This window comes from Zhongshania aliphaticivorans, assembly GCF_001586255.1.
GTDB lineage: Bacteria > Pseudomonadota > Gammaproteobacteria > Pseudomonadales > Spongiibacteraceae > Spongiibacter > Spongiibacter aliphaticivorans.
On sequence record NZ_CP014544.1, the window covers coordinates 2286382 to 2308441 of the forward strand.

Here is a 22060-nt window from a genome sequence, read left to right on the forward strand (position 1 = left end):
GGCTTATTTTCCTGCTAATCAGTAATACCATGAAAAATACCATACTCAGAAACTTTTTAGTTTCGACATTCTGATTCCCTCAACAAACCGATAAAAGTGTCTGCTGCACCGTGTTCCAAGCCACAGTCCAAGCAATCCTTTCCTGTTCCAGACGGACATTCTGTCCCCAGGCATTGCGTTTGATGGCTTGATACACTGCTTGCTCAGAACCCGTCAGCAAGGGCAATGTGTCCGCAGCATGCTGATCTTTCTCCTCCACCCACAGATCCTGATGGCTTCGGAGGGTCACTTCGTCCATCAATACGGACGTCAGCTTAGGAAGATAACTTCTGGCACGATTCAGGATCGCAAAGCCATGTGTGTCCAGATCCCCCCAGTAAACGCAGTGCGCCCTGGCCACCCAGGGCAGACGACCCAGTACGTCGACCCCATAACCCAGATGCATGATGACAACTGACCCAGGCAGATCATCGAAGGCGAGACCGGTCTGCAGATTCTCGACAATGAAGACGTTGCTAACAGGAAGATCGAGCTCAGCCAATTGTTTCCAGGGTGTGGATAGGTCGCTCAGCCCGCCAACCCGTTGTCTCAGGCGGTCATCCAGTATGCGCAGACGGATAAGTTGCGGTGGCGCCTGGAGCCCGCAGCATTGAAAAAAATTGCCTTCGGTTGTGGATCCACCTCGCACCGCGTCAACGAGATCAGCCAGAAGCCCTTTGCGTATTTCAAGCCATTTGCTGTCCAGGCCACTCACGGGCAGTTGCCTGGGATAAAGGTTGGAACCTGGATTTTTCTCGATCCAGGCAACTATATCGACCAGACGCTGATAATCCACCTCGCTGTAATCAGCTAACATGGCAAAATAACGGGGCAGCTTGTTGCCAAGCTGGGGCCAATGTCCGATAAGATCTCTATACCGTTGTTGGGCTAGATCCCATCGATCAGCCTCGCCGATCCATTGTGCAACTTCGTCGGGGCCAGACAGTAGCAGTTTCTCGGGAACAGGCTGTGTACCCAGCTTGCGCCAACGCCTTTCGCTCCAGGAGAGTGACCCCGCACCACGCCAGGATTGCCAGGCCGCTACCCAGGAGCGAACGTCTTCAACCTGCTTTAACGCTTGGTTTTCCGTAGGGATTCCCAGAGCGACCTTCAGCGGCCAGACCTTCGCTTCCGGCTTCTCCTGATCGCCACTTGCCTCCAACCACTCCCGATGCCGGTTCCTGAAACGGCGCAGCAACACCTTTTGAACATCATCAGGAAACTTCAACGCTTGCCTCCTGATGGGCGTGAGCAGGCAGTTGCAGGCGCTGCTGCTCCGAATCGTATTCAATTATCAATACGCCGGAAACACGCCGGTCACTAATATCGATAAAGCAGGCACCACCAATAAACGGTTCCAGGGTCATGACCGACTTCAACGGTGTGGCGACAATCATCTGAAAACCGAAGTTTTTGAAAATATTCATTGCCAGCGCGGTGAACTCGTTGTCTGCTTTGTCAAAGGCCTCATCGAGCACCACCGGCGCATACAGGGGTACACCGTGTTCATTGCCGCCCAACTGGTAGCGCAACGCCGCAGCCAGGCAGGTTGTCGCCAACTTTTGTCGTTGACCGCCCGACTTGCCCGACCCACTGCGATAGACCTCCACCTCGACACCGCTCTCATCGGTCTCCCTGCCGATGAACTCCATATGTTGCCGCACATCCAGCACCGACTGGCGCCAGCGTTTGTCCTCCGGCTCCTGGCTGGAAAGGCGTTCTACCAGACGACGCAGTGCCAGAAAGCGCGACTCCGCCAACTCGCGGTCCTCACTCCAGGCGTGGCTCAAGGCCTGCTGGATCTCCTGCTTGAACTCGCGCACACCCGGTAGCTGCCGATCGCTGGGATCGATTTGCAGATAAGTGGTTTGATGGGTGCTCTGATTGAATGGCACCTGGGCGAGACTGTCGTTGACCAGATCCATGCGCTCCAGGATTTCCTTGCGGGCATCACTCAGATAGGTGGCAAGCGCCGCCAGGTTCTGGTGGCTCTGGCTCTCCAGTAATTCAAAAAAGCGCTGCTCGTGGGCTGGAAGACCATCGGTCTCCAATCGGGTCAGCTTGGAGAAAAAGTCCGAGGCAGCGGCAAGGGTCGCGTCGAGTCCCTCCGCTTCTGCAGGCCACTCGAAAATGAACTCGTCGAACTGCTTTTCGATGAACCGATCGCACTTGGCCACGTCCCTGGTCAGGACGTCCATCTCATCGCGTATCGACCTCTCCACAGAACGGATGAGTTTGTCCAGGTTTTCCAACCGTACTAGCTCCGCGAGCGTATTGAATCGCTCGTCTAATCCCTGCTGTTGTCGGGATGTCAACGGAACAATGGTTGGATCATCCTGAAGATTCTTTAAGGTCTCCTCGTGTTCATCGACTTTACCGACGACCTTCTCATAGGCGATGGTTGTCTTGCGCAGTGTTTCATCGGCGTCCCTAACGACTTTTTTCTGCCGCTCGATTTGATCGGCCACATTCTTCAGCTCACTGTTACCTTCCAGGGCATCACGAATCCGGCGTTCCAGCTTGTCGATACCCGTGAGCAATGGCGCAACGTCCACCTCCTGCCACTGCAGGCTGGCCAGTGTCTGGCAATGCATCGCGCGTTTGGCCCGGGCACCCTCCTGCTCAATGAGCGCCTTGATTCGTTCATCCAGATCAGAGATTTTCCCTGCAAGCTCCTGTGCCTGCTTGCGGTAGAGCGCCAGCTTCTCACGGTTATCGAAACCCAACACCCAAAACCGGCGATCACTGACATCGCGGCGATCATCTTTCTCGTGGCGGGTCTTGCTGTGTTTGACCTGTCCCTCGCGGGTCAGAGCCCGCTCCGCGCGCCGGAAAGATTGAATGGAGTCGACACAGGCGTAATCGAAACGGCGGCGCAGCTCCGTGCTCAGCCACTCGGATTGATTGCATTCTTTGATCGTTAACTTGAGCACCAGTGAATCGGTGCTGACCGTTCTGGCTGGCTTACGATCAAGCTGTCCCGTGCGGTAATAAACCAACCGCTGGCCCAGATGGCGGCTGTTGATATGATTGGATAGCGCGGAATAGTGGCGTTCATCGACCAGCAGAGAAAGCGCAAAGCCGTGCAGCACCCGCTCGATAGCTCCCTGCCATTCCGCCTCATCTGACTTCACTTCAATCAGCTCACCGATAAAGGGCAACGCACTCTCCGATACGCCGATGGCAGTGGCTATCGCCTGACGCAGATCCAGCATATGCGCAGGAATATTAGAGGGCTGCCGCTCCAGGGCCTTCACCTCACCGGCGGTGTGCGTAAACGCCGTCTCGGCCTCCTTCTTTTCGATCACCAACAGATCGCGCTGTTCGCGGATCTCGCTACTGCCACTCTCCCAGCGTTCAAGTTCCTGACGCGCATCGCCGACCAGCTCGGCAAACCCTTGAGGAGAGTTCGGAAAAGTCCAGTCGAGTTGTCGGCAGGCTTCCTTGGCTTGCCCCTGCTTTCTCAAGCACTGCTCGCGCTGCAGCTCCAGGGTGGACTTCTCCGCCTGCCAGGCTTCCACGTGGTCGCCGCCAACCTCCCTATGGCGACGTTCCAGTTCGCGCAAAGAGTCACTATGCTGGTTGAGCGCCGCCTGCTTCCGGCTGATCTCACCCTGCAAACCGTCAGCCTGAATATTCAAGCGCTCGATCTGATCCTGCAGCAGCTCCATACGGCGACGCCCACCGTAACTGTCAATGCCGGCCAGAAGTTCGTTGAGGCCACCGCGTTCATTCAGCAGCAACTCTCGCTGTTGATGCTTCTCTCGTGCCGGAACCAGTGTCTCCAACTGCCGACGTGCGGTCACCACCGCCTGGTGCGCTGCATTGAGTTCATCAAACTCACTGAGCAGGCGGTCGGCTACCTCGAAGGTCGCGGGTCTGTCCAGCATGAAGTCCCGCAGAAAGGTATTGAGATCACCCAGGTTCTTGGCCGACTGCGTCTTGTGCAACAAGCGCAGCGCCATCTCGCTGTCGATCCCCAGCAAGCGACGAAACCGCTCAGCATAGGCGCTGAACTCGCTGCGATGAAAGGCATCATCAAGTGTCTGTTTGAGCTTGCGCACATCCAGATTGGACTGCCCGAACACTTCCAACTCATTGAGTTCAACAGGACGTTCGAAGATCATGAAATGGCGTTTCACGTCGCCGGGCCCATTGGCACTCCCGCGCAGCCATAAGAGCTGCACCAGCACCACATGCCGCCCCAGGGCGTTCCGGTAGCTTAGCGCCAGGGCCGACCAGGTCGTCCCGGGGCGCAGGTAGCGCGTGGCAATTTCACCCGAAGCATCGTCCTTTTGCTCCGCCCAAGCGCCGCGAATATAACTCACCAGATTACGATCACGTCCCGTTTTTTCCGCCTCTCGCGCCGCAGCGTTGAAATCAACCCAACGTGGCGGCACCAGCAAGGCGGAGAAGGCGTCGAGTAGCGTTGATTTCCCTGCGCCCGACCGGCCCACAAACAGAAAGCCCTGTTCCGTGATCGGGATATCGTGAACATCGGAGAAAGTGCCCCAGTTATAGACCTGAAGCCGGGACATGCGGAATTGTTCCGGCGCGAACAGGGTAGACTGCTCGCTCATCCCTTCCCCTCCCCTGACGGCATTTCATCATCTTGTTCCGACGATGCTTCCGGCGCCCGCATATCATGGTAAATCCGGGTCAGCGCCTGAATCTCTTCGGCCGAGAACAGCAACTTCAGCGTGGGCGAAATTTCGAAGCGATTTTCGCTTGCGCGAATCTTGCGCAGGATGCTGTGTTTTTTGATCTTCTCGATCGATGCATGGATACGCTTCTCGAACAGCGCCCGATCAGTATTGCCGGCCTGTTGATAAACCCCGAGAAACTCAATGATCTCGTCGGTCGATACCACCGCACGGTCGCCATGTGCTTCGGCCTGGGTGAGTCGCTGGCGCAGGTGGAGCAGCAGAATGGAATCCAGGAAAGTCAATTTAGCGCGACGCAGCAGCCGGGGAGCTTCCAGGTCACCGGTCTCGGCCTGACGGGTAAAAGCCACTTGCAGATCCCGATCAATCACCAACTGCAGGAACAACTCCGACAAACGACAGCGGATCGCCGCTTCATCGCGAATCAGGATTGGCCAGAGTTTGGAGTGCCGCTGACCGTCCAGTGACGGGCCGGCAAGGAGCTGTACCAGCACACGACGGGTATCCAGTGACAACTCACCGCTATCGCCCGGATACAAAGCCTGGTCCGGCTCCTGTTCGGTGTCCTCTGCATTCAGCATCTCTTCCTCTATCGCTCTTTCTTCAGGTACTCTTTTATCAGGTACTCTTTTTTCAGACGCTCTGTCTCCAGACATAGGGTCAGACCAATTCATTCAGGCGATCCCTTAGAAAATAGATTTTTGGAATAGGGGTCCTAGGGATTTTGCCTCCAAATACTGCAAAAACCTCCGAAGCCCCCGTGTTTGCTAGCCTGTAGAGAGGCATCAATTTTTACTTATCGGCCGATAGCCCTCAATCGGCGCCATTAAATCATCCAGTTTAGGCAGCTCTCCCGTCGGCGCGAACGTATACGTACCCCGGAAGTTGATATTCTCCCACGCGACAGGTGATGCGCCCTTTACGGTTTCCATGTGTTTTTCGCTGCCCTGCTCCTCGAAGCTGTCCAGCAGGTTGCTGAGTACTTTCGAGTTGAAGTAGATAATGGCATTTGCTACCAGCCGGGCGCTTTCGTTCCAGATTTGTATCTCCTCGTCGCTATTTCCCCGGAACCTGTCGCTGTTCACGTTGCTGATTGCCCGGCGCAACTGGTGATAAGCTTCTCCCCGATTCAAGGCTCGTTGCACGTGGTTTCTAAGACTGGCGTCATCGATGTAATCCAGCAGATATTGGGCCTTCAATAGTCGGTTATATTCAGTCAGCGCTTTCAGTAGAGGGTGATTTTGCTTGTAGCCTGAGAGTTTCCGGACCAATGTGGCTTGGGTGGTTTTCCGGTGAGCCAGCGAGACGGCAATTCGCTGGATGGTATCCCAGCGCTCCATGATGCTCTGCGTATTAATCGGTTTACGCAACGCGAGTTTCACGCGCTGATTCTCGTCCTCGGAGATATCGAACATCTCATTGATGACCCTACCTACCTGAGCATATCGGGGGGCGAACCGATATCCAAACAGATCGAGTAAGGCAAAATTTACATGGTTTACCCCGTGGGTGTCAGTAGAGAGCGTATCCGGGATGATCTCGGTACTATTGTTCATCAGAAGGTCAAAGATGTAATGGGATTCATGTTCGTTAGCGCCGATCACCCGGGCATTGATTGCCATATGATTGGCATTCAGGCTGATCGCTGAGACCCCTTTGCTGGTACCGAAGTATTTTGAGGAATACCGGGTACGGAATGTCTCGCGCTTAGCTTCGAACTTTTGGCCATCGGCGCTGGCATGCAGGTTGTCATCCTGGATATTGTAGTGATTAAAAATGCTCAGTCGCGTGGTGGCGTTGTTGATGCGGTCATTAGCGGCATTCAATGTTTCCAGCCGAAGGTAGTTCGCCTGGATCGTACTCAGCTGATCATAGGTGCGGTCAGAGATCTGGGCGATACCATAGATGCCCTGGTTTGTGGCATTGGCGATCAAGATCGCCAACAGGTCCACTTCATACTGGCGGCTTTTGGAGGTCATGCCCAGCACGTGCTCAAAGTCGTCAATAAATCCGGTATCCTGATCCACCACGCGCAAGACATCGGCGACTCCGATTGCCCTCATTTGCTGGAAGAACGGATTGTTCACCAGATGTTTTTTGCCGGTGGTCGGTAAGCGCCAAAGGTGTTTACCACCCTTCGGGCGCAGAATGATATCCCTGTTGTCCACGCGTTCCAGATAGTCGCTGACTTCGTATAGCCGAGTGGTCAACCGATCCGCCATGCGCGGGATCAGTTGCTTTGGATCCTCAGTAATTTTGGGTTGCTTCGTACCCTCGACCAAGGCCTGCTTCTGATTTTTCCAAGTCTGTGGTTTTACCAGATCGTCGTCCAGTGCACGATACCGTATGACTTCTGGCAGCACTAACTGGCCGTTTAGGCGGCTGGGAATCTGCAAATACAAGAACCATTCATATCTAGCCTTGTCTATGCCGCCGTCAGGTTTCAACAAGAGTGGTCGCGTGGCTTTTGGCGGTAGACGCCGGTCAATACTGGCATCTCTGAGCATGTTGCCGGCCGCCAGCTCCTGTCGAGTTTGGCTCAAGACCGCTGCCAACCGTTGTGTTTTATCGGTGCCTTCGATGCGTAGACAGCAAAAGAGTGATCGTAACAGGCCGGTTCTCAACGTGGATTCCGTATCCAGGTGTTGCCAGAACGCCTCATCCGCCGACTGCTTCTGATTGCCGAGGTACCGGCAGACTGAACTCAGCTCGTTGGCATTGAGAACCTGGAACGCTTGTTTCTGTACAGCATGGAATGACGTATTGGGGTCGATACGATCATCAACAAACAGGCACAAGATTTCTGCAGCCTTACTCACATTGGTAGCCGCCTTTTGCCAATCCCGATAAACTCGATCCTGCGCCAGCTGATGCGCTCGTTGCTTTACCTGTCGAACGTGGTGAATGAACCCTTCGGCCATGCGTTCCAACCCCTCCTGATATCGAAACTGTAGGTAGCAAAGCAGATATAGGCACTGGTTCTCTGGCGACTGACGCTTGATTTTGGCGCCGTAATATTGAATCCGTTCGGCATAGTGCTGCTGATTTTTTTGAGACAGAGAAAGCGAGTCGAGGACAACGGTCACCTCTGCCATCAGCGGTTGAATGTGGTGATACACCGCGAGTTCTTTCTGCAACTCGGTGCCGGTGAAATTGCGCGCGCCGCCGCGCAATTGTGTTAACGTAAGCTGGTCATTACCGGATACCAGTGTATTTAGTACAGTCGTCAATTTTGGGCTACACGCGGCGCCGATCTTCTCATGCAGTCGCTGCTGATGCTGGTTAACCACCTGACTGACGATCTTCTGCAGGGTGCTATAGGCAGGAATGGCAATTTTCTGGTGGGCCAGGAACTCAATCGCTGCATCAAAGAGAGCACGAGGTGCAACCCAGCTTTCAGCACAGGCCAATAAGTGTTCAACAAGCCGGGGTTGATGCTCAGGATCTTTCCAATTTTCATATTCGATCATGGAAAAAATCCGTTCATAAATGCGGGACTTTTGATCGGATTTCAGACTGAAGCGTCGAAATTTCAGGCCATCAAAGTGGCTTTTTGCGATAAATCCCAGGTCATCCTGCATGGATTTAAACGTCGGATTGAGCAAGATCGGTTTGCATTTGAAGTAGCCCAACAATGCGACGGCGATACAGCGATACTTGCGCTGCCTTATTCTGGCCAGCTCAGCACGCTCTTTATCATTCAGCGTGAAGTAAAACCGTTGATACGATTCGTTGAAGGACGGGACGCCGTATAAATCCTCGATTTCAGCGGCAGTGAGAATTGATAGTCGCTTGTTTCTGCTCATTCTTTGACCCAAAGGCCGAAGAAGATACTGAAACTTGAGCTAAATTAAAATTAATAGTGGCTTGGAGGCCAGCAAATACGGGGCCTTCAACGGTTTTTGCAGTATTTGGAGGCAAAATCCCTAGGACCCCGAATACGGGCGCAGCGCCTCTGATCGTCTTCTCCGATCCAGGCCACCGTCTCGATACTATCATCGACACTTGCATCGCCCCCCTTATCACTACCCTTAATGCCATGACGACTGCCCAGCGCCAGCAGGCCGATCACACTGCCCAGCCCCTGCTCTGCCGGGAAGTGATCCAGTATATCGCCGATTGAGGCCTGGTCACGCTGTTCGAGCAGCGAGCATACATGCTCCTTCAGGGTGCGAAAATCGATTTCCGACTGCGCTACCAACTCGCTGACCGACTCCAGATCGATGGGCGCGGGTTCACCCTCGCGCATCGCCTCCGGCTCCGCCTGCAGTGCCGGATCGTAGAGTGCCCATTGGGACAGAGAGTGCAACCGACTGCTAGTCAGTTCCAGGGAATATGTCAGGGACTCAGTTGTCTTGACCCCATCCTTGATCGCCAGCGCGGCGCGTTGTGCTTCCTTCAGTAGCTGGTTCACGCGGCGCTGCTCAAGGTACTCACGGCTTTGCACGAAATACTTGAGGCTGCGGGCAAAGGTCTGCAACACCTCGTGGACCGCGCCACCCTGTTCGAGAAGATTTCTGGTCAAACGCAACAGGAAACGACGCTCCCGCATATCCAGCCCAGCAACAAACTCCCGCGACATCACGCTGTCGAGGGATTCCTCCAGCATCGCTGCCTGTTCAGGATCGGTCAGCAGACGCCAGAAGGCAGAGAAGGTCCGACCCGCTTCGCTCTCCGCAATCAGATCGATACCGGTAAACAGTGAATCGAGCACTTCGCCCCGATTGCCATCACTATCCATGATGCGCTCTCGCAGATCCCGGTTTAGCTGCTCGAACTGGTCACGCACCCGGCGAAAATCGCCCGTCAGATCATCGGCCAGGGAAATGATCTCCCGCGTCCGTTCCAATGCAGTATCACATGGCAGGACGCGCAGCTGCCCCTTCTGGATGGCATCAATCTCCATACCGATACGGGCCTGTTCCGCCATCAGGCGGTCGATCCGGCGATGTTTATCAGCATCGGTGTCCTCGGCCAGCCCGGCCAGGGCCTGTATCACCAGCGAGAGGCGACTCTCGGTCGCCGCCGCATGGGGCTCAGCGATGGCAGACACAAACCGAATTGCCTCCACCGTTGCTGTAGAGAGTTCGTATTCCTCCTCACTGGCGCCCGGCGGGAATCGCCTCTCGAGATAACCGTCACTCAGCCAGTTGGCCACATAGGCCTGAGCCGTCTGGGGAAAATCATCCCCCTGGGCCCGCAACTCTTCCAGATCTCTTGTCAGACGCTCAAACAGTATCGAGGCCGGCAGGCTGCGTTCCTTTTCATAGAGGTGTGATTGAAGCAGAGCAATCACCGTCGGCCCGTTGCCAGACGCGAGTAAGCGCCACAAAGGCTGATTGCGCATGCGGCGGTAAGTGGCAATGTTTTTGTCTGCTTTCACTGCTCCATCCAAAGTCTTTATGGCCAAAATCGTTGTGGCCTAAACATCGAAAGAGAATACCCGCAACGTCCACACCAGCGGCGGCAGGTGTCCATCCATCTATTTCTGCCAGAGACCCACCTCAACGAGGCGCCGAACCAATGCGCCGCGTTTTCCATGCCGAGTCATAAACTGAGTCAATCTTCTGTCGAAATCGGCTCGGGTCGCACACAGTACGTAGGCATCCGACAGATCGACAAGTGTGCGTTTGACTTCATCGTAGGCAGAGGCAATGCCTCGTTTAGCGTGATTGTCGGCAGTCCGCCAGTGTCGGTTGAAGTCAGCAGCCAGTGTACGCAAATAGGTTTCTCGTTCGGCCTGCCGTTCAGCTTCGGCCTTTTTGTACTGTATAGCTGCCTGCTGCTTTCTCACTTCGGTAGCGGATGCCGCCAGCTTATGCAGATCGGCGACCTTGCGCCGCGGCATTGCAGACTTCTCGCCTGATGACTGCTCACGCCGCCAGGCCAGGAACTGCCGTTTTAATTCGCGCTCGGCCCGTTGTGCATGCCCGGTCAATAACAATTTAAGCATCGCGTTTTTCTCTACTTCAGGAAGCGCGGCAAGCCAGGCATCCAGTTCCACATCGCTCTTGCTGTTGGATTTTGCAACTCCAGGGTCAGCAAGTCCGGCGGCGGTCAGTAGATCCGCATCGATTTCCAGAAAGTCCGCCAGCGATTGCTGGGCTGCGCTCAACCGGGAAAGTCCGGGCGGCGGTTCAGGTTCCATGCTCTTTTCACTGACTTCACCAGCACTCACGCCGGCCAACCAACCAAGATACAGCGGGCGCAGATCGCCCCCTAGCAATTCGTCACGCAATGGCGCCAGTCTACCCATCCAGCCGTGTCCATTCTCAAGGGCAAAGCGCTCATAGTCGTCACTCTCATCCAGCCCCCATTCAAGCAGCCAATGTGTCTTTGTCTGCGTCGCTGTAAAAGTGGTTTCGGTTTTGAAATCACGGAAGGTCCCCACATCAAAAACACTTTTCGGCAAGCGCAGGTAAAGAATGCAGGTGCACCAGTTTGCCACGTAGACGTGAGCATCAAAGTAACGCCGCATCCAGTCAACCGGGTTAGCCTTAAGATCACCCCACTGATAATCATTGACGAAACTGGACGAGGTAATGTGAGCACGAGACGAACAACTGCGCAGTTCGGCCATTTGCTTCGAGGTCAGTGGCTCATCAATAGCGATGAACTCGTAGTATTGGTATTCACTCATCCCGATTCACTGTTTGCGAAGCGAAGCCTCTCCATAAGTCCTGACAATGAAATAACGTTTATATCACTACCTACAGGAAATTCATCCTCACCACCATAAAGGATGTACTTATGCGTTGCGCCAACATCATCACAGGTCTGGCTATAATGCTTGCCGATTTTGGGGGCAACCCCATACTTAATCTCGACAGCCCAGATGTCAGACGACGGCATCCTGATAACAAGATCGATCTCTGCACCAGCAGCCGTTCGGTAAAAGTAAGTCTCTGCACGACCTGGCAGGATGGAATGAATATTCTCGATGACAAAGCCTTCCCAGCTTTTTCCCAATACTGGATTAGACAGCAACGCATCATAGGCATTGATTCCCAGCAATCGGTGCAGGATGCCGCTATCACGCACGTAAAAACGGGGGGATTTAACTAACCGCTTCTTGACGTTGGCATACCAGGGTTCAAGGCGCCTGACCAACAAAAGATCCGTCAGAATATCAATGTAGTGCGTTACCGTCTTGGCATCGACTTCCAGATTTGAGGCGAGCCTGGAATAGTTAACGGTCTCACCCTGAAGATGCGCCAACATCGTCCACAGCCGACGTAACCTTGCCGCAGGAACGCGAAAGCCCATTTGCGGAATATCTCGCTCAAGATAGGTACGAATCAGATTTTCCAGCCAGTCCATAGCCAGATCATCACCCGCAGCAAGATAGCTGTCCGGGAATCCGCCCCGCAACCACAAGGTCTGTCTTTGCCGTTGGTGACCATCGACTTCAGCCAGGTTCAGACCGCTCATCTCCAGATAGCTAATCCGACCTGCAAGACTTTCGGAAGACTGACGCATCAGATCCATTGATGCTGACCCAAGCAGCAAAAACTGACCTGCTCGACGCCCCTGCTCCCGATTTTTATCGATCAGCCCCCGCAGTACGGGAAACAAGTCCGGGCTTCGCTGTATTTCATCCAGAACAACCAACTTATCGGCATGGGCGCTTAAGAAACTGCTGGGGTCACTGAGCTTCAGTAAATCCTCGGGGGCTTCCAAATCGAGGTAAATCGAGTCGATGTTTTTAGCAATGATTTTTGCCAGCGTTGTCTTGCCAACCTGGCGTGCACCCAACAGTGCAACCGCAGGCACTTGTGCGATGGTTGCTCGAAGTTTCTCTGAAATTTGACGATCAATCATACCTTGCATTTTAGGAGTCAACATCCAAATTTGCAAGATTTAAACAGATGATCGGTTGATACTCCTGCGTTTCTGATACCAGACACTGGCAGATATTCCCTGAGTGGTACAACTACTCTGATACCATGCAGGCATCAATTCCCCATTGGTGGTATTGCTACCTTTTACCTTGTTGCACACAAGAAATACCATGAAAAATACCATTGATAATGCAGATTACATTATCAATGGAAGTTATTTTATTGTTATATTTCAATGGGTTATGATATTGCGTCACTCCCACTCAATGGTGGCTGGCGGCTTGCTGCTGACATCGTAGGCTACGCGTGAAACTTGCTTTATCTCGTTGATAATACGATTTGAAACTGTCTCTAGCAGCTCGTAAGGCAGGTGCGCCCAGCGCGCGGTCATGAAGTCGATAGTCTCTACAGCGCGCAATGCAATAACGTATTCATAGCGGCGCGCATCCCCTACTACACCAACCGATTTCACCGGCAGGAACACGGCAAAGGCTTGGCTGGTTTTGTGGTACCAGTCGGCGCGGTGCAGCTCTTCTAAGAAGATGGCGTCGGCTTCGCGAAGAATATCGGCATATTCTTTTTTCACTTCGCCTAAAATCCGCACACCCAAACCTGGACCAGGGAAAGGATGGCGATAGACCATATCGTAAGGCAGGCCTAGCTCTAAACCAATGCGGCGCACTTCGTCTTTAAAGAGTTCACGCAGTGGTTCTACCAAGTCCATCGCCATATCGTCTGGCAGGCCGCCAACATTATGGTGCGATTTTATGACGTGGGCTTTGCCGGTTTTTGAGGCGGCAGATTCAATCACGTCGGGGTAAATTGTGCCCTGCGCAAGGAAGTTAACATCCTTGAGGGTGGTGGCTTCTTGATCGAAAATTTCGATAAAGGTATTGCCGATAGATTTGCGTTTTTTCTCGGGGTCGGCTTCGCCGGCCAGCTTGCTTAGAAACGCTTCTTCGGCGTCAACACGAATCACTTTCACGCCCATGTTTTTGGCGAACATTTCCATCACCTGATCGCCTTCGTTTTTACGAAGCAGGCCGTTATCAACAAACACGCAAGTAAGCTGGGTGCCAATGGCCTTGTGCAATAAGGCTGCCACTACTGAACTGTCTACGCCGCCGGAAAGACCCAGCAATACTTTTTGATCGCCGACTTGGGCGCGCACCTTGGCAATGGCGTCTTCAACAATATTGGCGGGTGTCCACAGTGCTTCGCAGCCACACAGTTTCAGTACAAAATGTTCGAATATGCGCTGACCTTGTAACGTGTGAGTCACTTCGGGGTGAAACTGCACACCATAGAACTTCTTGGCCTCGCACTGCATTGCCGCAATTGGGCACGATGGCGTAGAGGCCAAAACCTCAAACCCTTCTGGCAGGCGAATAACCTTGTCGCCATGGCTCATCCACACATCAAGTAACGTCTTGCCGTCTTTACTGTCGATATGGTCAGCAATGTCTGCGGTTAGTGCGCCAGCGGTTTCCAGTTTGATCTGCGCGTAGCCAAATTCATGAACTGGCGAGCCTTCTACCTTGCCGCCCATTTGCTCTGCCATGGTCTGCATGCCGTAGCAAATACCCAATACCGGCACACCCAATTCGAACACCAATTGTGGCGCTCGTGGCGAACCTGCTTCCGTTACCGACTCTGGCCCACCCGCCAAGATAAAGCCTGAGGGTTTGAATTCCTTAATATCGTCATCGCTGATATCAAAGGCGCGAATTTCGCAGTACACGCCAATTTCACGAATACGCCGCGCAATCAGCTGGGTGTACTGAGAGCCAAAATCTAGAATCAAAATACGGTGGGCGTGGATATCTGGGATTGACACGGCAATTCTCTCAACAAGGTTCACGGCAAATGTGAACATAAATAAAACAGCAAACCCGCTGCGGTAGCGGGTTTGTTAATTAAAAAAATAACGACCACTGCCCCTAGGTGGGGTAATTAGGCGCTTCTTTGGTGATGCTCACGTCGTGCACATGGCTTTCATTCATACCCGCCGAGGTCACCCTTACAAACTCTGGATTGTTACGCATGGCTTCAATGTCGAGGCTGCCGGTATAACCCATTGCTGAGCGCAAGCCGCCCATTAACTGGTGGACAATCGCGGCCAGCGGGCCTTTGTAGGCAACACGGCCTTCAATGCCCTCGGGTACGAGCTTCTCCGCACCGTCATCAGCACTTTGGAAATAGCGATCGCTAGAACCCTGGGTTTTAGTCATAGCACCCAACGAACCCATACCGCGATAGGATTTGTAGGTACGGCCTTGGAATAGCTCGACCTCACCTGGTGCCTCTTCGGTGCCAGCGAACATCGAGCCCATCATAATGCAGTTTGCACCGGCAACAACGGCCTTAGACAAATCACCAGAAAAGCGAATACCGCCATCGGCGATGAGCGGTACGCCGGTGCCTTTAAGGGCGGCAGCAACATTAGCAATAGCGCTAATTTGCGGAACACCCACGCCAGTTACAATACGCGTAGTACATATGGAACCAGGACCAATACCGACCTTAACCGCGTCGGCGCCAGCTTCGAGTAGCGCCAAAGCCGCTGCGCCAGTCGCAATATTGCCGCCGATCACGTCAACCTGAGGGTAGTTCTCTTTAATCCAGCGCACGCGATTTAATACATTCATGGAATGACCGTGCGCAGTGTCAACCACCAATACATCTACTCCAGCGGCAACCAATGCGGCAACGCGATCATCGGTATCTGCACTAGTGCCAACCGATGCACCAACCCGCAACTGGCCCTGACTGTCTTTACAGGCATGAGGGTAAGTCTGGGCGTTGTTCATGTCTTTAACCGTGATCATGCCAGTCAATTTAAAATCGTCATTGACCACTAAGACTTTTTCAATGCGGTGACGGTGCAGTAGCTCTCTGGCTACCACCATATCCACGCCCTCTTTAACTGTGACCAGCTTTTCTTTCGGGGTCATCATGCTAGAAACAGGAACGTTTAATTCTTCTTGAAAGCGTACATCGCGGCTAGTAACAATACCGACTAGCTCGCCTTTATCCAGTACTGGAACACCGGAGATTTTGTGGCGACGACGTAGCTCAAACAACTCGCTAAGTGGTGCACTCGCTTCAATGGTGATTGGATCTTTAACAATACCGCTCTCGTGCTTTTTAACCGCGCGCACTTCTTGAGCTTGCTGAGCAATGGTCATGCTCTTGTGAATAATGCCGATGCCGCCTTCCTGAGCGAGGGCAATGGCCAGCGCGCTTTCAGTGACGGTATCCATTGCGGCGGACACAAGGGGAATATTCAGTGAGATATTACGGGTCAGCTGAGTTTTTAGGCTAACGTCTTTAGCGGTAACCTCGGAGTAACCTGGGAGCAGAAGAACGTCATCAAAGGTGAGTGCTTCTTGGGCAATACGTAGCATAAATAGATTCCAATGCCGGTGGCTAGAATCCTCGCAATTTTAAGCGATACAGCCCTCTTAGTAAACCGATTCTTGGCGAACTACCCACTATATCTTGCTACAATAGCGCCATGACTACACAAGAACCGCCACAAACTCTCTCTGTCAGCCAATTAAACGGTTTGGCTAAACAATTACTCGAAGACTGCTTTGCCCAGGTCAACGTGACCGGCGAACTGTCGACCTTGTCACGCCCCAGCTCCGGCCACTGGTATTTCACCCTAAAAGACGACCGCGCTCAAATTCGCTGCGCCTTCTTTAAGGGTAAGAATATGCGGGTTAATTTTAACCCCGAGCCCGGCCAGCAAGTCAGCGTGCGCGGCAAAGTCAGCCTATATGAAGGCCGCGGTGACTATCAACTCATTGTCGACAGTATGCAGCAAGCTGGCGCTGGCGCGCTGGCCTTGGCCTTTGAAAAGCTCAAGCAAGAACTGCTGGCCGCAGGCTGGTTCGACCCCGAACACAAAAAGCCGCTACCGGCCACCATCAAACACGTTGCGGTAGTGACCTCCCCAACTGGCGCGGCTATTCACGATATTCTATCGGTGTTTAAACGCCGCTGGCCCGCCATGCAGATCAGCGTATTGCCGGTGCTGGTACAGGGGAATAATGCTGCAGGGCAAATAGCCAATGCCATTGCCCAAGCTAACCACTGGGCGCGCACTAAACAGCTAGACTTTGACGTGATTCTGGTTTCCCGCGGCGGCGGCTCATTAGAAGATTTATGGCCGTTTAACGAACATATTGTCGCGGCCGCCATTCACGACTCTGAACTCCCAGTAATTAGCGCCGTGGGCCACGAAGTCGATTTTAGCATTAGCGACTTTGTTGCCGATATCCGCGCCGCCACGCCATCTGCAGCCGCCGAGCTGCTCAGCCCAGACCAAGCTGAGCTAGTATCTAAGCTTCATTTACTCAAGGGCCGACTCGCCAAAGCCCAGCAATTGCGGCTGCGACGCTGGCAAGAGCAACTGCTGTCTTTAAGCCGCCGCGTTCGCGATCCGCGCAGCCAGCTCCGCGAGCAAAGCCAGCGCCTAGATGATTTAGAGCTGCGTTTGCAACGCCAGTGGCAGCAAAGCCAGCGCCGCCGCCAGCAGCGCCTCAACGCTGCCAATCAGCAGCTAGCCCTGCTCAACCCAGAACGCCAGCTAAAAGCTAAACATAAAGAACTCAGCGGCCTGCGCGACAGAATGCAACACGCCATAAAGCTGCGACTGCAACAGCCACGAATTGCCTTAAAAAACATGGAGCAACAGCTCAGGGCCCTGGGCCCCGAACAAACCTTGAATCGAGGCTACGCCATTATTAGCGATCAAAATGGGGCCATCGTCCGCGACGCCGACGCCCTGAAAAGTGGTGATCAGCTAAACGCGAAACTAGCCAAAGGTGCAGCGACGCTTACCGTTAGCAAATAGCGCTTAAGCCAGTGTTTTACGAAAATGGCTTAACAAGGTATGGGGACTAGTTTGCGCTGTTATATTTGGGCTTAGCACGCCCATAATACTTGTTAGGTCTTCCCGTAATATTGCATTGCAGTAAAAGGAATAAACGCATTCTTGGGCGTCAATCTCTGGGCGGTAGGTCGATAATAAATCAACCGTATAATGAAACGGCTCAGCAAGCGCTTTGCGCGCAATTTCTTGAACCGTGCTACTCGTCGACTCCGTCACCAAGCGCAGCATTAAGCGCCGCAAGACTAAATCGCTGTGGATTATATCGAGGAATTTCCCCAGATAGGAAAACAAGGCCTCTTCAGCACTAGCCGCCTCCTCGCCATGCACCGGCTTTATTTTTTTTAGCGCGGTCTCTAAATACGTAGACGTGCTTTGCACGTAAACATCATCTTTACCCTTAAAATGATCATACAAAGCGCCCTTCGTAAGCTTTGCTGCTTTTGCCAACAAATCCATACTCACGCCGTTATAACCATGCTTTGCAAACTGCTGCGCACTGCACAGCAATATCATTGCCCGCGTTCGTTCGCGCTTGCCACCCACCTCACCTGCTGCCATCTCACTATCTCTAATTCATTATTTGCACAGCCTTTATACCCAAGCTAATTACGCAGGTAAATCATTGCAGCAACATACCATCCGGTATATTATCCAAAAACATACCAATCGGTACATTATAAAAAGAAGGAATTCCCTTGCACGCACCACTGAAAAGCTACATTACACACAATATACGCTGTCGCGTTATGGCCTTACTTGCCGCAAGCTTAGCCACTCAAAGCTGGGCCGGAATAGGTGTTCTGCCACTTGGCTTTGGTGCCGATTCCAATGCAATGGCCGGCACAGATATGGCTTTTTCCAGCGATCCACTGAGTATCAACAACAATACTGCAGGCATCGCAAAACCAAAATCTGCCCAATTTAGCACTGTTATTGAGGGCTTTGCGATGAACGGCATTCGCCATGCAGACTCACTGGGCAACGACGAGCGCTCTCGTAATGATCGTGCTCTGCTTGTCAGCGGTGCGTGGTCTAAGCCACTTGCAAACCACCCAGGCATTACTATCGGCTTAGGACTATTTGCCCAGGGCGGAGTCGGCTACGAATACAAAAATCTCAACACCGCGTTTGGAAATAGCGACGATCTCACCGCTTTATTTGGGGTATTTCGGCTTGCACCCGCCGTCGCCTGGAATATCAGCGACAAATTTCGCCTCGGCTTTAGTGGCTCAATAAATTACTCCGAAGCAGAGCAAGAGATATTTCCAAATACCTCGGATGCGAGCAGCGGTTTCCCCGGTCTCGACATTAAAAACATGAGCGGCGTCAGCTATGCTTGGCGCACCGGCTTACAGTACGACATCAACGACCGACTCACCCTAGGCATGGCCTACGGCTCCGACACTGAGCTAGTGCTAAAAGACGGGAATGCAGTGGTAAACTTTGAAGCGATGGGCCTAGGCCGAGTTAAATACACCTCTGCCAAAATTGACGGGCTATCATTGCCCAGTGAATTAGGTATTGGTCTTGCTTGGAAGATCACCCCTAAGCTTAGTTTGGGCGCCGACCTTAATTGGTATCGCTGGAGCAAAGCCCTTGGCAAAGTTACCACCCAGTTATCTGGAGCACAGACCAATGGCGCACCAGACAAAATAATAATAAATTCTGATTTTGGCGGGCAAGATCAATTCTCAAGTTCTGTCGGCAGCAAGTACCAAATAAATGATAGAACTCAGTTTTTAGCCGGTGTGAACCACGTTGGCAATGTTATTAAACATGGCAATGAATCACCGTTAAACAATCTTATCGCGAAGTGGCACCTTAGTGCTGGATTAAACCATGAATTAGACCAACACTGGAAAACCTCATTGATCGCGAACTATGTAACCAAACTCAATCGCCAATATACAAACACTCAACTACCCTTAGGCAGAGTGGCACAAGAGACTTTTAGCACTTATTCTGTCGCGATCGGCGTGAGCTATAAATGGTAGGCGCTTTCAACATTCGTAAGGCGTACTCGCACGTTGCTGCACGCTGCGTATTCCGACCCAACCTGATCACCGCCTGCGATCCAACGTGATCACCTGTTGCGAACGAACGTGATCACTCATTGCGATTTAAAATGATCACTTTACGGGACTTATCGCAACGGGTGTTCACGTTGTCGCAATGACTGATCACCATCAATTTCCACACCACCTCATGCATTGAAATTCATCCTGTACTGCACGTTATCCTTGCCGCTTTTGCGCCGGGATGACGATGCCAAACACGAGATTAGCAATGCGACATATCAAAGAAATTCTCCGCCTTAAACTTGAGGCAAAGCTAAGTCATCGCCAGATAGCGCGCAGCCTGGGCATTGGCGTGGGCACCGTATCAACCTACGGCAAACGCGCCTCTGCGCTGGGGCTTTGCTGGCCCCTGCCCGCCGAGCTGTCAGATAACGATCTTGAGCAACTGCTGTTTCCTTCACCCCAGCTGAGTGCGCGACATGGCCGCGTTATGCCTGATTGCGCCGCCATACATCTGGAGCTAAAGCGCAAAAGCGTCACCAAACAGCTGCTGTGGGAGGAATACAAACAGGCTTATGGGGATGCGGGCTATCAGTACTCGCAGTATTGCGGGTATTACCGCGAATGGCGCGCCCAACAAAAACGCTCTATGCGGCAGATCCACCTCGCCGGTGAAAAACTATTTGTGGATTACAGTGGCGCGACAGTGCCGATTGTTAACCCAGATACCGGCGAGATCCGCAACGCTGAAATCTTTGTCGCGACGCTCGGTGCCAGCAATTACACCTTTGCCACCGCCAGCTGGACGCAACGCAAAGCGGATTGGATTGATGCCCACGTCAAGGCCTTCGAGTTCTTTGGCGGCGTGCCGGAGATCATTGTGCCTGATCAGCTCCGCAGCGCAGTGAGCAAACCTTGCCGTTACGAACCAACCATCAATGCCAGTTATCAACATATGGCCTCACACTATCGAACCGCGATCATTCCTGCGCGACCGCTCAAACCAAAAGACAAGGCGAAGGCCGAAAACGCGGTGCTGATTGTGCAGCGGTGGATATTAGCGAAGTTACGCCACCAGACCTTCTTTACGCTGGCGGAACTTAACCTTGCAATTAAGGGCTTACTGGAAGACCTCAATCAACGGCCCTTCAAAAAGCTTCCGGGTTGCCGCTTAAGCCAGTTTGAGATGCTGGACAAACCGGCGCTTAAACCACTGCCAGCGACGCGCTATGAATACCTCGAGTTCAAGCTGGCACGGGTCAATATTGATTACCACGTCGAGTTCGACAAGCACTATTACTCCGTTCCTCATCATCTGGTTAAGACGCAAGTGGAGATCCAAGCCAGCCGCGACGGTGTTGCTATCTTCTTTAAGGATCAGCAGGTCGCACGTCATGCACGTAGCCAGCGTCAAGGTGGGTTTACCACCAATACGCAGCACATGCCTGAAGCACACCAGCGGCATCAGCAGTGGACGCCGAAGCGACTGCTCTCGTGGGCGGGAACGATAGGCCCCGAAACACACGCGATGGTTGAGCTGTTCCTGCAACGAAAGCAGGTACCAGAGCAGGCGTATCGCGCCTGCTTAGGGTTACTGAATCTCGCCAAACAATACACACCGGCACGCCTAGAGGCGGCTTGCTTACGTGCACAACACATCAAAGCCCTACGCCTAAGCAATATCAAATCGATCCTGCAGAGCAATATGGATCAACTGGCCCTGCCGCTAGAACCGCAAGCGCAGGCAAGTGAGTCTCATCGCAATGTCCGTGGCGCCAATTACTACCACTAAACAAGCATCATCAACCAAACCACCCAACCCAAGGAAAGCACATGCTAGAAATACAAAGCGTACAACAACTCCGGCAACTTCGACTCACTGGCTTAGCGGACGCACTGGAAGCGCAGTTCCGCCAGCCCAACACCTACGACGAGCTTGGCTTTGCAGAGCGTATCGGCTTAGCCATTGAGCAGGAAATCACCTACCGGAACGACAAACGATTGCAGCGCTTACTCAGCGCTGCACGCCTTAAAGAAATGGCAAGATTGGCGGACGTTGACTACAGCCATCCGCGCGGACTTAAACCAAGCACCGTTGCCGCTCTGCAAAGCAATCATTGGATTAGCAAAGGGCATAACTTAGTGATGACCGGCCCGACGGGCTGCGGCAAAACCTATCTTGCCTGCGCTCTCGGCCACCATGCTTGCGTACAGGGTCATCCCACTCGGTACTTCCGTGCCTCTCGGCTGTTTGAGCAGCTTACCATCGCCCACGGTGATGGCAGCTATCTCAAGCTCCTCGCGCAAATCGCCAAAGCAGACGTACTGATCATTGACGACTGGGGTTTAGAGCCGCTGACGCAAGTGCAAAAGAACGACTTGCTGGAAATCATGGAGGATCGGCACAACAAAAAAACAACGATAGTAACGAGCCAGCTTCCGGTGGAAAACTGGCATGACTTTATCAATGATCCAACGTTGGCTGACGCCATCTTGGATCGGCTTTTACACAACGCTCACAAGATCAATTTGAAGGGGGAATCCATGCGAAAACTGATGACTACATTGACTGAAGATGATCACTTAAAGTAAAAAGAC

At 52.9% G+C, this 22060-nt stretch carries 14 protein-coding genes; 4 read left to right on the forward strand and 10 right to left on the reverse strand.

Features of this window, described 5'->3' with window-relative positions; translation table 11 throughout:
• Nucleotides 1–79: 79 nt before the first annotated feature.
• From AZF00_RS10200 to guaB, 9 genes are all read right to left on the reverse strand, one after another.
• The gene (locus tag AZF00_RS10200; RefSeq protein WP_008249780.1) at nucleotides 80–1267 is read right to left on the reverse strand and encodes a Wadjet anti-phage system protein JetD domain-containing protein; all 1188 of its coding nucleotides are present in this window, start codon (nucleotides 1265–1267) and stop codon (nucleotides 80–82) included.
• Entirely contained in the window at nucleotides 1254–4619 is a 3366-nt protein-coding gene (locus AZF00_RS10205; RefSeq protein WP_008249779.1) for an ATP-binding protein, read from the reverse strand. The genes AZF00_RS10200 and AZF00_RS10205 overlap by 14 nt, the downstream gene beginning before the upstream one ends.
• Nucleotides 4616–5377, reverse strand: a complete 762-nt coding sequence (locus AZF00_RS10210) for a DUF4194 domain-containing protein (protein ID WP_081482650.1) — start codon at nucleotides 5375–5377, stop codon at nucleotides 4616–4618. Before AZF00_RS10210 ends, AZF00_RS10205 begins: the two co-directional genes overlap by 4 nt.
• Nucleotides 5378–5488: 111 nt before the next feature.
• Nucleotides 5489–8509, reverse strand: coding sequence for a Tn3 family transposase (locus AZF00_RS10215; protein WP_008249776.1), 3021 nt, complete (start codon nucleotides 8507–8509; stop codon nucleotides 5489–5491).
• An 86-nt stretch (nucleotides 8510–8595) separates the two neighbouring features.
• A complete protein-coding gene (locus AZF00_RS10220) occupies nucleotides 8596–10086 on the reverse strand; it encodes a DUF3375 domain-containing protein (protein ID WP_008249775.1) in 1491 nt (496 codons plus the stop codon).
• Nucleotides 10087–10185: 99 nt separating this feature from the next.
• Nucleotides 10186–11343: a hypothetical protein gene (locus AZF00_RS10225; RefSeq protein WP_008249773.1), complete on the reverse strand. Its 1158-nt coding sequence runs from the start codon at nucleotides 11341–11343 to the stop codon at nucleotides 10186–10188.
• Nucleotides 11340–12524 carry an ATP-binding protein gene (locus AZF00_RS10230; RefSeq protein ID WP_040803521.1) on the reverse strand — a complete coding sequence of 395 codons (1185 nt, stop codon included), beginning with the start codon at nucleotides 12522–12524 and terminating at the stop codon, nucleotides 11340–11342. Before AZF00_RS10230 ends, AZF00_RS10225 begins: the two co-directional genes overlap by 4 nt.
• Nucleotides 12525–12797: 273 nt before the next feature.
• Entirely contained in the window at nucleotides 12798–14381 is a 1584-nt protein-coding gene (gene guaA / locus AZF00_RS10235; RefSeq protein ID WP_008249768.1) for a glutamine-hydrolyzing GMP synthase, read from the reverse strand.
• 103 nt (nucleotides 14382–14484) lie between these two features.
• Nucleotides 14485–15951 carry an IMP dehydrogenase gene (guaB, locus tag AZF00_RS10240; RefSeq protein WP_008249766.1) on the reverse strand — a complete coding sequence of 489 codons (1467 nt, stop codon included), beginning with the start codon at nucleotides 15949–15951 and terminating at the stop codon, nucleotides 14485–14487.
• A gap of 110 nt (nucleotides 15952–16061) precedes the next feature.
• On the opposite strand from guaB, the gene xseA reads away from it, so the two are divergent.
• On the forward strand, nucleotides 16062–17405 hold the full coding sequence (gene xseA, locus AZF00_RS10245) for an exodeoxyribonuclease VII large subunit (RefSeq protein WP_008249764.1): 1344 nt from the start codon (nucleotides 16062–16064) through the stop codon (nucleotides 17403–17405).
• A 3-nt stretch (nucleotides 17406–17408) separates the two neighbouring features.
• On the opposite strand, the gene AZF00_RS10250 is transcribed toward xseA, so the two are convergent.
• A complete protein-coding gene (locus tag AZF00_RS10250; protein ID WP_008249762.1) occupies nucleotides 17409–18002 on the reverse strand; it encodes a TetR family transcriptional regulator in 594 nt (197 codons plus the stop codon).
• Between the two features lie 188 nt (nucleotides 18003–18190).
• Between AZF00_RS10250 and AZF00_RS10255 the strand changes: the two genes are divergently transcribed.
• The 3 genes from AZF00_RS10255 to istB all read left to right on the forward strand — a co-directional run bounded on the left by AZF00_RS10255 (nucleotide 18191) and on the right by istB (nucleotide 22054).
• Nucleotides 18191–19438, forward strand: coding sequence for an OmpP1/FadL family transporter (locus AZF00_RS10255; protein ID WP_062383707.1), 1248 nt, complete (start codon nucleotides 18191–18193; stop codon nucleotides 19436–19438).
• A 271-nt stretch (nucleotides 19439–19709) separates the two neighbouring features.
• A complete protein-coding gene (istA, locus tag AZF00_RS10260; RefSeq protein WP_040802637.1) occupies nucleotides 19710–21254 on the forward strand; it encodes an IS21 family transposase in 1545 nt (514 codons plus the stop codon).
• Between the two features lie 41 nt (nucleotides 21255–21295).
• Entirely contained in the window at nucleotides 21296–22054 is a 759-nt protein-coding gene (gene istB / locus AZF00_RS10265; protein WP_008246814.1) for an IS21-like element helper ATPase IstB, read from the forward strand.
• Nucleotides 22055–22060: the final 6 nt, after the last annotated feature.